Genomic DNA, 14,866 nt, shown 5'->3' on the forward strand with positions numbered 1-14,866 from the left:
CTCTTCCTTTGGCATGATCATAATTTATCATGTTGCAAGCGCTTTAGCTTAACAACTGCGGGAACTTTATTACGGTAATTTTTTGATTAAGTAACGATTAAATTACGGTAATTTTGATCATTAGTTGAGGAATAAATCAATCAATTCCTGCTTTGTTGAAACTTTCTGCAGTTTTTCAACGCGTTCGTCGTTGCCCAGCTTGCCTGCCAGCTCCGCTAACAGCATCATGTGGTTGGAGGCAAAGTCCGCATCGTCGCTGACGCAGAATAAGAAGACGAGGTTGATCGGCTCATCATCATAGCTTTCCCATTCAATTTCATTCTCACAGCGGCCGATCGCAATCCCGATTTTCTTCACCGCATGGCTTTTGCCATGCGGAATCGCAATGTGGTTTCCCATTCCGGTGATGCCTTCGGCTTCCCGAATATAGATGTCTTTGACAAACTGTTCGATATCCTCAATGTAGCCGGCTTCGAATAAATGCTGGCTCAAGTCATGCAACACCTCATCCTTCGTTGTGCTTTTTAAATGCAGGTCGATGATGTTTTCATCCAAAATATCCGCTAATGCCATACGTTTTCTCTCCTTATCCTCAATGGGTTTTCTCGCTTACTTGATTAAATACTTGTAAAAATCAACGTTGGTCTGAAAATTGCGCAGGATGTTCACCTGTTCATCCGTTCCGACCAGCTTGATATACTGCTTATAGAATGCCTGGGTCCTACGGATCTCAAAGTCGTTGGTCATCTTGACGACTAACAGAAAGATCACATCGACGCTTTCGCTGTCCCACAGAATCGGTTTTTCCAGCGTGGCGATCACCACCCGGGCTTCATTGATCTCATTTTGATCGCCATGCGGAATCGCGACGCCGTTGCCGATCGAGGTCGGCGTAAATGCTTCACGGTCCAATACGGTCTTCACATATTTGCGCGTGACATAGCCTTTGCGGACCAAGCGTTCACAAAGGAATTTCAGCAGAGCCGGTTTATCCTCGATCTGCAGGTGCGTAAAGATTAAATCCGGCTCGAACAGCTGATGGCAGTCGGCATCGAACTGAGCTTCACTGACTTTGTTGAGAATTGTTTTGCGGATCCAGTGATTGATCTTCTGAATCGAAGCATCCGACAGGAAATCGTCGATTTCCACGATCCGCGGATCCTGGACATTCAGCTGGCGCGTAGTCAGAATCAAATCGACATCGGTGACCTTTTCAATCTTGAAGTCATGAACACTGACCACCTTAACCGAATGAATCAGACTGAACGAGCGGCAGATTTTATCGCACAGCATCTGGTTGATGCCCATCCCCGACGCGCTGACCAGAATCGTTCTGACCGGATTTTCATTGCGCTCCAAGGCCGATTGAATGTAAAGAACGATATAGCCGAGTTCATCCTCACTGACCTTCAGGTCAAAGTATTCCTCAAACAGCACGGAGATCAGCCAGGCGACGCGGAATGTCTTTTTGTATTCGGTCTTAATATAATTGGTTAAGCCGTTGGTATGTCCGCGTTCATAGCGCAGCCTGAACAAGGTCGGCCGCATGTGAATCAATAAGCCGTGGTACAGCGCGTCATCATGGTTCAGATCAACATTGAGAACGTTGCTGACAACGGAGATGATCTTGCGGACAAACTCCTGCAGCTTGTTGTCATATTCCCTTAATACCTCGCCGCTGTCGGCGCTGTAGCCGCTGTCGATCAGCTTGGAGCATAGAATTTGAATTGACAGAAACGCTTTTTCCTCAGCCGGCAGCGTCATGTTGAAATGCGTGCCGAGCTTTTTGAAGATCGCTTCGGCAAAGCTGTATTCGTTGTACTTTTGAAGCATCGTCAGCTCCTCATCCGAAAATTTCAGCCGGCGGCTGTTTTTCTGCTGATTCTGATAGATCGCCAGGGACGCATAGACGAGCACCTCATTAAACGATTCCTCGGCGAATTCAAAGCTCCATTCCTTTTCTGTTTCAATAATGCCGCGGCGCACAGCGTCGAGGTCCAGTCCCGGCATGAAGAATAAAATACTTTCATCGACATTCGTTTCTGTATCGAATTTCAGAATGAAATGTTTCAGCGCCAGCCGGTAAGACACCTCGTTATACGCCAGCTCCAGCCCCTTATTGCGCACAACATTCAGTTCAATATTGAACAGCTTCAGCCAGCTGCGGCAGTCGTTGATCACCTTGAGTGTTGTCGGGACGCTGAGATAAAGCTGAGAAGCCAGCTGCTTTGTCGTCAGGGTGTTGTTTTTCGTACTTTTTAAGACCAGCTTCAGCGCGGTTGCCGTGCGGATCTGATCGTTCTGCAGCACATCCATGTTATCGGAGTTGCTGATTAGAGAATTCAGTTTCAGCCGCTGCTGTTCATTGGCGTCCAGCCAGATTCCAATGCGTGGTTTCTTGCATATCTCACCGAGCTGATTGTCCAGCAGCATGTTGTTGATGACTTCCACTTTCGTGCGGATCGTTTTTTCTGACAGTCCAATTTCTTCCGCCAGCTGACCGGTCGTCACCATGTCTTTATTTAACAGCGCCTTCAAAATCAGCTGGGTATAGTAATTAGACTTTTGATCATTCATCCTGTCACCGCCCTTCCCTCGTCAATAAAATAACATACTTTCCAAGTCCGGCTGAAAGAAAAACGGAAACAAAAATCCGGTAATTTTTTGCTTGTTGTTTCCGCACATCCTGCAAAAATTGAAAATTATCCCTTTATAAAGGCTTATTTAACCTTTTCATCACAAAACCATAAGTTACTCAAGTTGGCCAATACATTCTCATCACCATGTTGACAACCTGATCATCAAACACTATGATAAACATGTCAAGCCGATAAAAAAGTCCGAATATCGGACTTAGTCAATCAGCTGGATTTTGAGATTTTTGAAATACTGCCGGTATTTTTCACTGGGCTGTTCATCGGTGATCACCCCGGTAATGCCTTCAAGATCGAAAAATTTATTAAACGCCACCGTACCGAATTTCGAGTGATCGGCAACAATCCAAACTTCCGCAGAATTCTGGATGACATGCCGTTTGATCACGCCTTCGCTGAAATCGGTATTCGTCAGTCCCTTGGAAATCGACAGGCCGACCGTCGAGATGAACGCTTTATTATAGTAGTACGGATAAAACGAGGTATCGGAAAAGAAGGTCTGGGTTTCCCTTCGCAGCTTCCCGCCCAGACAGATCCCCGTCAGATTCTCAGCTTCGATTAACGCGTTCATGACATGCAGGCTGTGGGAGATCACGGTGACTTCCCGCTGATGAAGATACGGGATCATCGTAAAAGCCGTGGATCCGGAGTCCACAAAAATCACATCGCCGTCCTGCACAAGTCCTGCGGCCAGCTGACCGATTCGGTTTTTGGCTGCCGCGTTGGTCTGTAGCCTGGAAGAAAGGGTCGGCAGGGTTGCCGCGCTGATCTTTTCCGGCTTGGCCAGGACGCCGCCGTACACCTTGGTGATCACATTGCGGTCTTCCAGCTCCTTCAAATCCCGGCGCAGTGTCTGCACGGAGATGTTGAACAGCTTTTGAAGCTCCTCATTGCTCACCGAGCGGTTTTTGCGGATATAGGCTTCCATTTCCTGCAAACGATTGTATTTCATGGTTTCTCCCCGACCTTTCAACTTTATTCATTATAGACAAGTTGAATCCATGTGACAAGCAGAAAGGAGTTCACGATGTTAAGAAAAAATGAAGATCTGCATCCGGGTTTCAATCTGATCTGCGATGAGGAAAAAGATCAGATGTTCATGCACATTCAGCTGCTGATCGGCCGCCGGGGTGAGTCCTGGCCGATTGAATCCGAACAACAGGAAACGGCGCTGCTTTTGTTAAGCGGAACCCTCACCTATCAATATGAGGGAAAAACCGTCACAGCGAAGCGGCAGGATTTGTTTCACGATGATGCGACCTGCCTGCACGTCTGCCGGAAAACCCCGGTGGTGCTGACCTTTGAGGAAGACGGCGAGGTTTTAATTCAGCAAAAGATAAATCCCCAGACCTTTCCCAGCATGCTGTATGACAAATCCAACATTGACAAACAGTTCTTCGGCGAAGGCAAGCTGGCCGCGACGACCAAGCGCCAGGTGACGACGATTTTAGATTATGAGCGGACGCCGTACTCGAAGATGGTCTTGGGTGAAATCACTAACTTCCCCGGCATCTGGAGCAGCTATCCGCCGCATCATCATCCTCAGCCGGAAGTTTATTTCTACAAATTCGATCATCCGCAGGGCTACGGCAGCTGCTTCATGGGCGAGGACGTCTATAAAATCACGCACAACAGCGTCGCCATGATTCCCGGCGGACTGACGCACCCGCAAAACGCCGCGCCGGGCTATGCGATGTTCTATGTCTGGATGATTCCGCATCTAGAAGGCAATCCTTGGATTAAGACACGAACCTTCGATCCGGATCATGAATGGGTCAACGATGAAAACGCTGAATTCTTCCAGCTTGAACAATAGAAAAGAAAAAGGAGAAACACAACATGAATAAACTATATGAAACCGTCACGCAGTTTCCGCAGACCGAAGTCTGGAACGACTCCTGCAGCTGCGCGGAACTGCAGTACGCGATCGACAACGGCGCCAGCGGTGCGACCACCAATCCAGTCATCGTCGGCAATGTCCTGAAGAAAGAACTGCCGCAATGGGAAGAAACGATCAAAACGATCATCGCTGACCATCCGGCTTATACTGAGGATGAAGTGGCCTGGGATGTGATCAAAGCCCTGGGCGCCAAGGCCAGCAAGCTCTTACTGCCACTGTTTGAAGCCAGCCAGGGTCAGAAAGGCCGGATTTCCTTTCAGACCAACGCCAAGTTCTATCGCAGCAAGGACAAGATGGTTGAGCAGGCCTGCGAGTTAGCGGCGGTCGTTCCCAATTCCCAGATCAAAGCTCCGACATCGAAAGCCGGCGTCGAAGCATTCGAGGAATTAACCTATCGCGGCATCAGCATCAATGCGACGGTTTCCTTCACCTGCGCCCAGGCGATTGCGGTGGCGGAAGCGGTTGAGCGCGGATTGGCCCGACGGGAAGCTGAAGGACTGCCGACCGCCGAAATGCATCCGGTCTGCACGATCATGGCCGGCCGAACTGACGATTACTTAAAAGCCTGGGTGAAGCAGCATGACGTGCTGATCAGTGCTGAAGCGTTAGACATGGCCGGGGTCGCGGTGGTCAAGAATGCTTATCGCTTATATCAAGAACGCGGTTACCGCGCCAAACTGTTAGTGGCAGCCTTCCGCAATCAGCATCATTGGGAAGAATTCATCGGCGGGGATATCGTGCTGACGATCACCAGCGACTGGCAGCGCAAGTACAACGGCAGCGATGTGGAAATCAAAAACAACATCGACACGCCGGTGGAATCCAAACTGATGGAGGAGTTAATGAAGCTGGATGAATTCAAGAAAGCTTATTTGGAAGACGGACTGAAACCGGAAGAATTTGAGCATTACGGAGCATTCTTAGCGACGATGAACCAGTTTTTGGGCGGCTATGACGATTTAGTCAGGCTGATCCGCAGCTATATGATTAAATAAGGAGAAAAAACATGGCTAATCCCTTTTTAACTCCGGCCAAAATTATCAGCGGTTCTGCAGCGCTGGAAGATGCCGGATCATCCCTCGCCACGCTGGGTAAAAAAGCACTGATCGTCACCGATCGGATGATGGTTCAGCTTGGCAATCTGGACAAAGTTCTGAACATTTTAAAGCAACATCACATCGCTTATTCGATTTATGCTGAAATCAACAGTGAACCGTGCGATACGATGATCACCGCAGGTTTAAAACAATATCAGACAGAACAGTGCGATTTCTTCATCGCATTGGGCGGCGGATCCCCGATTGATTCGATGAAGGCGATCGCGATGATGAGCGTCGAACCGGATCGTCCGCTCAACACCTATATGGGCCACCCGGTCGAAGTCCCGCTGCCGAAAAAGGTCGCGATTCCGACAACCGCCGGCACAGGCTCTGAAGCAACGCAGTTTACGATCATCACCGACACAGAGAACGACGTCAAGATGCTCTTAAAAGGTGGCAGCCTGATTCCCGATCTGGCGATCATTGATCCGCAGTTTACCATGACCGCTCCTAAGGGCGTTACCAGTGCGACTGGCATTGACGCGCTGTGCCATGCCATTGAAGCTTACACATCCCGACAGGCTCAGCCGTTATCGGATACCTTTGCCCTCAGTGCCGTCAAGCGCATCTTCAACAATTTAGTGGAAGCTTACGAACATGGCGATAACGAGGAAGCTCGGATTCAGATGTCATTGGCAGCCTTGGAAGCAGGGATCGCCTTCAACAATTCTTCGGTTACGATCGTCCACGGCATGAGCCGTCCGATCGGCGCGCTGTTCCATATCGCCCATGGGTTAAGCAATGCGGTGCTTTTGGAGGTCTGCATGAACTATGTCAAAGACGGCGCTCTTGACCGATTCGCGGATCTGGCTCGGTATTGCGGCATGACGCAGACGGAAGATGACCAACAGGCCGCTGATCTGTTTATCGAAAATCTGACTGCTCTGCTGGCAAAACTCAATGTCCCGACACTGGCGCAGCTGAACGTTGATCGTGATCAATTCTTCAGCGCCTTAGAAAAAATGGCGCATGACGCCGCAGTATCTGGTTCCCCGGCCAATACCCGCAAACCGATTACTGAAGCGGCGATGATCGAACTGTATCGTCAGCTTTGGTAAATTGCAATTTCCCGCGCATCCCCCGGATTTCCGCTTGGTTCCGGGGTTTTCCGTTTCTTATTAAAAATACGTTAAAGAAAGGATGATGAAACCTATGCGAATGACTCATTTCAACAATGCTAACGTGGACGTCAGCCAGTTAGCGGTCGGAACCTGGGGCCTGGACAGTCTGCGCTGGAATGGCGCAATGAGCGAGACCGAAGCGATTGAAGCCATCCATGCGATGGTAAAAGGCGGCGTCAACCTGATCGACACCGCTCCCAATTACGGCAATCACAGCTCAGAACAGATTGTCGGCCGAGCGATTCAGGGCTTAGATCGGTCAAAAATCTTCATTTCCACCAAGTTCGGCACCCACAACGATCTGTTTACCGGCGGTGTCTTCCGCGACGCGCGCTTCGGCACTGTCATGGAAGAAATGGCCAGCTCCCTGCGCAATCTTCAAACTGATTATGTCGACTTCTATTTCCTGCATTGGCCGGATACACATACGCCGATTGCGGAAACGATGTGCGCTCTGAACTTTCTAAAGCAACAAGGCAAAATTCGATTTATTGGTTTATCCAACTGTGATCAGGCTTTATTGGAAGAAGCGATGAAATACGGTCAGGTTGATGTTATTCAGCCGCCGTTCTCAATGATCGATCAGCGGTATAAGTCCTTGATGAGCTGGTGTCACAAACACGGGATTGATACGATGACCTACGGTTCTTTAAGCGGCGGCATTCTGACCGGACAATTCCGCGAAATTCCTGACTGGCCTGCCAACGACGTGCGGTTATCCTTTTATAAAGGATTTCGTCCGGATGTCTTTCCGCGGGTTATGGAACTAATGAGAACGCTGGATGAAATCGCTGCAGCTCACAATGCGCCTGTCAGCCAAGTCGCCATCAACTGGTCAACGCAGAAAACGTATGTATCCACTGCCTTAGTCGGAGTCCGCAGCGTTCGGCATGTCGCAGAGAACATCGAGACCTTTGCCTGGAAGCTCAGTGACAACGAAATGCAGAAAATCGACGCCAAGCTTGAGGCACTTCAGCTGGATCAGCTTTGATTTCTTCGTCATTGCAGAAAACGATTGTAAACACCACGTATAAATCATTGTTGTTTTGCGCAACAAAACTCAAAAGAGTTGCTTAAATAACGTTGCTGAGTTATACTAAAAAGGGAAAGCCGGGGTCAATCTCTTTCTATCGGGCATTCGTATTCAACGCCCTTGCAGCGTTTCTTCTTAAAAGTTCCTATCTTTTAAGATTCTTCCCATACCCTGCCTTTTAGAAAAGAAGGCTCTGCGGCTTTCCTCGTCAAAAAATAAGAACGATGATAAAAATAAAACGAAACTCCGCATTGGAATTTCGTTTTATTTTTAAAAACTTTAATTTAAATCGATGCTTGTTTGCGTTTACTGATGATCAGCTGCGATACTGTTGGCTGCGGTCCGGCCGGAAACGAAGATCTCAACGATCGCGTTGCCGCCCAGACGATTGCCGCCGTGGATACCGCCGGTAACTTCGCCTGCCGCATATAAGCCTTCAATGACGCTGCCATCCGCATTCAGGACATGCCGGTCTGTATCAATCGTCAAACCGCCCATCGTGTGATGCGTTGACGGAGCCATGATTCTGATTCGCAGCATAACGCCATCCAAGGTATACGTGTCAGCCTTGTAGTTGCCCTTTTCATCTTTTTCCGCCGAACCGATAATATCGCTGGCCTGGCTCTTAGCGACATCCGCAGGCTGTTCGCCGGCCATGATCGCTTTGTCGTAAGCTTCAATATTCGCGTAAATCGTCGCCGGATCAGCCTTCATGCCGAACTGATCCAGAATCGTTTTCAGTTCATCCTGACTGGAAGCGAAGTAAACCCGGTTTTCAACGTCCTCCTTGCCGGAAACGTTGTTGGCATAATCATCATACGGATAAGGCCGTCCAACCATCACATCGGCATTGGAGATTTCTAAGAAAACACCCTGGGAACCCTGAAGTTCAATCCCATTTTCAAATTCACCTAACGACAGAACATCGCGTTCTGCGGATTCGTTGACGAAGCGATTGCCGGTTGTCGGATTGATATAAACCGCATAAGTTCCTGCACCAAAGGCCAGGTTGCCGTTGTCAATCCAGGAAATCGGCATCATCTGTGTCCAGCCTTCGCCTGTCGTTGCCGCACCGACTTCTTCGCCCATCGTGATGCCGTCGCCGACTAAGGATGAACGATTGGTTGTCTTGGTATTGGAAGTAATGAACTGCTTGTTCCAATATTCATTGGTGTCGATGACTTTCTGAATGTTCGCCGCATAACCGCCGGTCGCCAGAACCACGCCCTTGTTGGCATGCGCAATCACTTTGGTGCCGTCATACATCGTTGCCTGAACACCGGTAACCTTGCCGTCTTCAAGGATCAGATTTTCCGCCTTGGTGCGCGTCATAATCTGATTCTCACCGGCCGTTGCCGAAGTTTTCAAAACCGTATTCTTGGTCGTTGCGAAATATGTTCCCCACTGTGCGGGTTCCTCAGCTTTTCCATCGCCGTCCAGATCACCGCCGCCGAAGCCGTTTTCACGATACCACAGCGCCCCGATCAACGTCGGCTGGCTGGCATCATCAAATAATGCACCCTGATCTTCCAGCCATTCTTTTAAGCCCTGGCCGTCATTGATAAACTGGCTGACCAGATCATAATCACCGTAAATCCACTTTGTCATATCTGAATTCGCCCGCAGACCGCCGTAGTAAGTCTGGAAAATATGCAGGTTGACCGTTGAGAACAACGTGATTTCATGTTCCTGAACACCTTTGTCCAGCTGCGGCTGCGCCCAGTCCAGATAAGCCTGAATTTCTTTTTTCAGCGCCTTTAATGTTGGCAGATATTCCTGATGCACGCCATGCTTGCTCAGCTCTTCAATATCCCCGGCGACATATTCATGATCTTTGTAATAAGCTTCATCGAACGGTTCTTCCGACCAGTTCAGAATCGTCTTTAACGTATCAATGCAGCCTTGAGTTGACATGACTTTATCATAAGTCTGTCCATTGTAATCCCAGACGGCAGTCTTGGCATCCGGATTCTTGGCATCCCAAACCAGATACGGCATAACGGACTGGAACGCACCGCCGGAAACCAGCGTATTGCCGCCGATTTCAGCATTTTCTTCCAGCACGAGCACAGTTTCGCCATTCTGCGCTGCCTGGGCTGCGGTTCCCATTCCCGCGCCGCCTGCGCCGATGACAACGACATCATAGGTCAGATCAATATCGGCCTGAGCCGGATGGTCCACGGTATTCTTCTTGAATGCGTTCATGTTTGTCGCTTCCGCCTGAGTAGCAGCGTCATTTAAAGCGTCTTTGATCGCACGGCTGGTGAACGTCGCACCGGAAACCGAATCTATGCCTGAACCGTTGGCGGCAATCGCATCCGCAAACAGGATATCAAAGGCCGGTGTGCCAACGTGCGCAGTTTCACCGGAGGTCTTGATCTGGATATCCGTGATCGCTTTGTCGCTGAATGTGACATCCAGTTCAACCGGTCCATTGTAGCCTTCGGCGGTGCCGGTATACGTTCCCGCTTTATAAGTCAGCTCGCCGCCAACCTCAGCGCCTTCGCCCTTGGCTGCGGCAATGGCTGCCGCGGCCGCTTCCTTAACGCCGCCGGAAGTTAACGTGGCCCCCGAGACCCCATCAATTTCCGCACTCTGCGCCGCCAGAATCTGATCTTTCAGCGTTTCCAGCTGAGCTCCGCCGATGGCCGGCGTTTCATTCTCCCCGGCAACGACAACCTCGGTGATCTTGTCTTTGTCAGTTGTGATCGTAACAGAAACGGTGCCGCCGAAGCCCTGACCTTCGCCGGTGTAACTGCCTGGAGTATAGGTGCCTGCCTGATTGGATGTGTTCGAGCACGCGCTCGTCATCATCAACAATCCCGCAAGCAGCAGTGGTAGTAATTTTTTCATACTTTCCCTCCTTTTCGGTTTCACCATTATAAACCTGTTAGCGGCTTACAGGTCAATTGCTTTGTGAAAGTTTTATTGCTTTCATTGACCTTTTTTGCAGGATTTCTCCAAGCTCTGACTGCTTGATTCCTGGAAGATCCTCGTTTTCTGGTCAGAATCCTCTGTTTTTGTGCATAAATGGACAATATTACAAAGAATACAGAAGATAATCCATTCAAACTGCTTCCGGCGTTCTATAAAATAAGAACCAGGAGGAAGGAAAAATGAAAAAAATTGTTAAACTGATGCTTTCTGTCATGATGATTGCTTCGATGGCTGCGTGCAGCTCGGCACCGAAGAATGATCAGGGCGGGGAAGGCAAATTCAAAGCCGGTACCTACACGGGCACAGCCCAGGGAAATAATGGGGATGTGACCGTCGAAGTCACCTTGAGTGCCGATAAGATTGAAAAGGTTGAGGTCACAGAACACAAGGAATCCGCAGGAATTTCCGATGCGGCTATCGCCAACATTCCAGCAACGATTGTTGAATCCCAATCACTGAATGTCGATACAGTTTCTGGGGCAACGCATACTTCGGACGCCATTCTGGATGCGGTCAAAGCGGCATTAACAGAAGCTGGGGCCGATATTGAAGCCCTGATGAGCGGTGAAGGTGCAGCCAAAACGACCGTCACTTTGGAAGATAAGACCTATGACGTCGTCGTATTAGGCGCTGGCGGAGCAGGTCTGTCGGCAGCGATTGAAGCGCAGGCTGCGGGAGCCAATGTCGTTGTCATCGAGAAAATGCCGTATGTCGGCGGCAACACGATTTTGTCCTATGCCGAACTGGCCTGCCCGAACAACTGGCTGCAGGAAGAACAGGGCATCGAAGACAGCCCGGAACTGATGGCCAAGGAAATGTGGGAAGGCGGCGGAAAGGTCGCTAAAAAGGAAATGGTCGATATCGTCGTCAACAACGCGACGGCAGCCGCGGAATGGCTGCGTGACGAAATCGGCGTCAAGTATCAGGATTATCTAGTACAGGAAGGCGGCCACAGCGTACCGCGTGCCGTTGAACCAATTGAATTAGGCCCAGGCATGATCAATCCGTTAAAGGACTATGCTGAAAGCCACGGTGTTGAAATTATGCTGAACACCAAAGCAGAAGAGTTGATCCAGGATGAAACCGGCAAGGTTGTCGGTGTTCAAGTTTCTCAGGGTGATCAGACCGCTACGATCTCCGCGAACAACAGCGTTGTTCTGGCGACCGGCGGATTCGGCGCCAACGTTGAAATGCGCGAACACTACAACACCCGCTGGGAAACCTTAGACGCTTCTGTCAAAACAACCAATTCCCCGGCGATTGTCGGCGACGGTATCGTCATGGCGGAAAAGATCGGAGCCCATCTGATCAATATGGAACATATTCAGCTGTACCCGTTCAACAATCCGATCACCGGTGTTTTCTATGGTATTGAAGCACCGAGCTGGTCAAGTGAAGGTCTGATCTACGTCAACAAAGACGGCAAGCGTTTTGTCAACGAAGTCGCGATGCGTGATGTCCGTGCCGAAGGCATTCTGGCTCAGGGCGGTCTGGTCTATGCAATCTACAACCAGGAAGTCGCGGATCGGCTGAACCTGGAAGAAAAGTTCGCGGATGAATATGCCCGCTGCTTGGAAGATGGTGTCTTCTTCAAGGCCGATACACTGGAAGAAGTCGCTGACCATTACGGCATCAATGCCGAGAACCTTGTTGAAACGATGGCGAAGTACAATGAAGGCATCGAAAACAACAACGATGAATTCGGACGGACAACCAGCATGGTTACAATGAAGGAAGGCCCTTGGTTCATTCTGGAAGGCGTCGTTTCCGTTCACCACACCATGGGCGGCGTTGAAATCAATGAAAATGCCGAAGTTCTGGATGTCGAAGGCAACGTTATGCCGGGTCTGTTTGCGGCAGGTGAAGTCACCGGCAGCATCCATGGCAACAACCGTGTCGGCACCTGCGCGATCGCTGATATCACCGTCTTCGGACGGATCGCCGGCCGCAATGCCGCCGCTGCGAAATAAGCTGCTTTCCCTCTAGGAATCTCAGTCAAAGGACTGAGGTTCTTTTTTACGCCATGAGTTTACATTTGTAGACTTTAGTGTTAAACTTTCTTTATTGAGGTGATCTCTATGCGTTCCCGCTTATTTCGCTTTCTGCTTTTCCCCTTCTGCCTGCTGATGCTTCTTTCCGGCTGTCAAAAAAACTTAGATACCTATGACTACGATTGGGAAAACGAGCTGGTCATTGTCGGCAATCCCATTCCCAGCTTAATCGCGGCGATTGAAGCGCATGATCAAGGAATGGATGACATTTTAGTCGTAGTTCCGTTCCTTAAGGATCAATTCTATCCCTTTCACAACGAATGGCTGCCTCAATCGCCTGAAGTTCTGCCGCCGGAATATGATCGCTATGCCGCCTGGGAAGCAACCGATCAGCGTAACGATCCGACTCTGCATCATTACGAGCTGGAAGAAATCATGGACTTTTATACGGATTATTACACCTCGCGTTATCATTACAAATACAGTTATATCTCAGACAGTCTATTTTCAACCACAGTCGAACATTCAGGAGTTGACGTCGACTGGCTGAGAGATCGCTGCGGTGTACCTTTTGCTTCACCCGTGGAAAATTTGCTTCCTGACTATAAACTGATGATGATGCCGGAGGATGAAAACGAGAATGGACGTCCAGTTCTGCTCTCTTCGTTGCTTCAAACCGTAAGTGAGCTTGGAATTCAAATCATGAACAACGCATCGCTGACCAACATTATCCTCGATCAAGACAACACCAAAGTCGAAGGTGTGGAAGTCACGCAATTCTTTACTGAAAACAAAAACGACCGCAGTTTAAGCTATTCTCCGAAAATTAAAACACAGGCTTTAATTGTTGCCCCCGATCATTTTTCTAAAGAAGATTTTGATTTTCACCTTAGCGGCAACACTTCAAGGCTAAAGTTAGATAACTGGGAAGGTGCGGCGTCCTTGCAGGAAGATTATGATTACTTCACCTTGCCCAATATTATCCTGATTAATTCTGATGGCCGGCGTTTTTTGAATGAGAAAGATCCCGAATTAAAATTTCATGATCTGATTTTCTTCATTTCCCAACAAGAACCGATCTATGCCCTCAGTGATCTTCGTCATGTTGAAGCCGCAAAAATTTCTCTAAATACGTATTACGCCTGTTTAGATGATCTTGATTCCGTAGCCTTAATCATCAACCAGGATTATCCTCAAGTCGTTAAAAAGACCATCCTTGAATATAACGAATACGCTAAACTGGGCAAAGATTTAGAATATGATCGTGCGGCAGAAACGATGAGCGAGCTGGTTCCTCCCTATACTGTTATTCAATACCGGACGATGGATTGGAATATCTTTACAACGTTAACCTCTGCCTATTGGCCTATTGACGAACATGGGCAGGTGATTTACCGCTACAGTCCTTCAAACAAGATTGACGGGCTCTATGCCATATATGGTCAGTATACCGCGATTCCAGGCTGGGAGCTGACATCAGAGCTGGTCTGGGCCAGGATTGCCGCCCAAAGTGCCGCCAATCAGTGATTAGCTTAAAATTCAGATAACTTGCGATCTTCTACGAAACCGTTTACAATAAAGACAAACAGAGAAAATGGAGGTTCTTCTTATGACAAATGAAGTTCGTTTAGCCGATTTGATTATCGACTGCCCCGATGCCCAAAAGCTAAGTCAGTTCTATCATGAACTCTTGGGATGGAAAACCGCAGAATTGTTTGGCAATCCTGCCATCGTCAGTGAAAACGGCGTGATGCTGGTGTTTGTGCAGGAGGCGGATTATGTCCCGCCGGTCTGGCCGGAAGTTGAAGGTAAACCGCAGAAGCAGGTACATTTCGATTTCCTCGTTCAGGATTTAAATGCGGTGATCAATCAAGCAGAAAGTCTGGGCGCAAAGAAGGCGGATACCCAGTTTGGCGGCAGCCAGTTTGTCACGATGATTGATCCGGCCGGGCACCCGTTCTGCCTGGTTCAGGCTTAATTTCCTTTTCTATGATAAGGGTATCTCTCTGAGTGGAGATATCCTTTTTTATGTGATCTGCTGAACCGTCGTTTTGCGGTAAGATAAAAGCGCAAGAAACAGAAGAAACAAGTCAGCGCAAGGCCACGCCGCATAAAAAACAGCGAAAACTT

Annotated in this window: 11 protein-coding genes; 7 read left to right on the forward strand and 4 right to left on the reverse strand. The window is 49.0% G+C overall.

Annotated elements, in window-relative coordinates:
• Nucleotides 1-120: 120 nt before the first annotated feature.
• The 3 genes from BN162_RS05170 to BN162_RS05180 form a co-directional block, all read right to left on the reverse strand.
• The gene (locus tag BN162_RS05170; protein ID WP_020224023.1) at nucleotides 121-573 is read right to left on the reverse strand and encodes a PTS sugar transporter subunit IIA; all 453 of its coding nucleotides are present in this window, start codon (nucleotides 571-573) and stop codon (nucleotides 121-123) included.
• 36 nt (nucleotides 574-609) lie between these two features.
• Nucleotides 610-2,577 carry a BglG family transcription antiterminator gene (locus BN162_RS05175; protein ID WP_020224024.1) on the reverse strand — a complete coding sequence of 656 codons (1,968 nt, stop codon included), beginning with the start codon at nucleotides 2,575-2,577 and terminating at the stop codon, nucleotides 610-612.
• Between the two features lie 276 nt (nucleotides 2,578-2,853).
• Nucleotides 2,854-3,606: a DeoR/GlpR family DNA-binding transcription regulator gene (locus BN162_RS05180; RefSeq protein ID WP_020224025.1), complete on the reverse strand. Its 753-nt coding sequence runs from the start codon at nucleotides 3,604-3,606 to the stop codon at nucleotides 2,854-2,856.
• 75 nt (nucleotides 3,607-3,681) lie between these two features.
• Between BN162_RS05180 and BN162_RS05185 the strand changes: the two genes are divergently transcribed.
• The 4 genes from BN162_RS05185 to BN162_RS05200 all read left to right on the forward strand — a co-directional run bounded on the left by BN162_RS05185 (nucleotide 3,682) and on the right by BN162_RS05200 (nucleotide 7,766).
• Nucleotides 3,682-4,470, forward strand: coding sequence for a 5-deoxy-glucuronate isomerase (locus BN162_RS05185; protein ID WP_020224026.1), 789 nt, complete (start codon nucleotides 3,682-3,684; stop codon nucleotides 4,468-4,470).
• A 23-nt stretch (nucleotides 4,471-4,493) separates the two neighbouring features.
• The gene (locus BN162_RS05190; protein ID WP_020224027.1) at nucleotides 4,494-5,549 is read left to right on the forward strand and encodes a transaldolase family protein; all 1,056 of its coding nucleotides are present in this window, start codon (nucleotides 4,494-4,496) and stop codon (nucleotides 5,547-5,549) included.
• An 11-nt stretch (nucleotides 5,550-5,560) separates the two neighbouring features.
• Nucleotides 5,561-6,712 carry an iron-containing alcohol dehydrogenase gene (locus BN162_RS05195; protein ID WP_020224028.1) on the forward strand — a complete coding sequence of 384 codons (1,152 nt, stop codon included), beginning with the start codon at nucleotides 5,561-5,563 and terminating at the stop codon, nucleotides 6,710-6,712.
• 94 nt (nucleotides 6,713-6,806) lie between these two features.
• Nucleotides 6,807-7,766, forward strand: a complete 960-nt coding sequence (locus tag BN162_RS05200; protein ID WP_020224029.1) for an aldo/keto reductase — start codon at nucleotides 6,807-6,809, stop codon at nucleotides 7,764-7,766.
• Nucleotides 7,767-8,114: 348 nt separating this feature from the next.
• Here the strand turns inward: BN162_RS05200 and BN162_RS05205 are convergent, their stop codons facing one another.
• Nucleotides 8,115-10,661, reverse strand: coding sequence for an FAD-dependent oxidoreductase (locus BN162_RS05205; RefSeq protein ID WP_020224030.1), 2,547 nt, complete (start codon nucleotides 10,659-10,661; stop codon nucleotides 8,115-8,117).
• 263 nt (nucleotides 10,662-10,924) lie between these two features.
• Between BN162_RS05205 and BN162_RS05210 the strand changes: the two genes are divergently transcribed.
• The 3 genes from BN162_RS05210 to BN162_RS05220 all read left to right on the forward strand — a co-directional run bounded on the left by BN162_RS05210 (nucleotide 10,925) and on the right by BN162_RS05220 (nucleotide 14,714).
• The gene (locus tag BN162_RS05210) at nucleotides 10,925-12,715 is read left to right on the forward strand and encodes a flavocytochrome c (protein WP_020224031.1); all 1,791 of its coding nucleotides are present in this window, start codon (nucleotides 10,925-10,927) and stop codon (nucleotides 12,713-12,715) included.
• A gap of 108 nt (nucleotides 12,716-12,823) precedes the next feature.
• The gene (locus BN162_RS05215) at nucleotides 12,824-14,263 is read left to right on the forward strand and encodes a hypothetical protein (RefSeq protein ID WP_020224032.1); all 1,440 of its coding nucleotides are present in this window, start codon (nucleotides 12,824-12,826) and stop codon (nucleotides 14,261-14,263) included.
• An 82-nt stretch (nucleotides 14,264-14,345) separates the two neighbouring features.
• Entirely contained in the window at nucleotides 14,346-14,714 is a 369-nt protein-coding gene (locus BN162_RS05220; RefSeq protein ID WP_020224033.1) for a VOC family protein, read from the forward strand.
• Nucleotides 14,715-14,866 lie beyond the last annotated feature (152 nt).

The sequence above is a fragment of the Holdemania massiliensis AP2 genome (assembly GCF_000327285.1).
In the GTDB taxonomy this organism is placed as follows: domain Bacteria; phylum Bacillota_I; class Bacilli_A; order Erysipelotrichales; family Erysipelotrichaceae; genus Holdemania; species Holdemania massiliensis.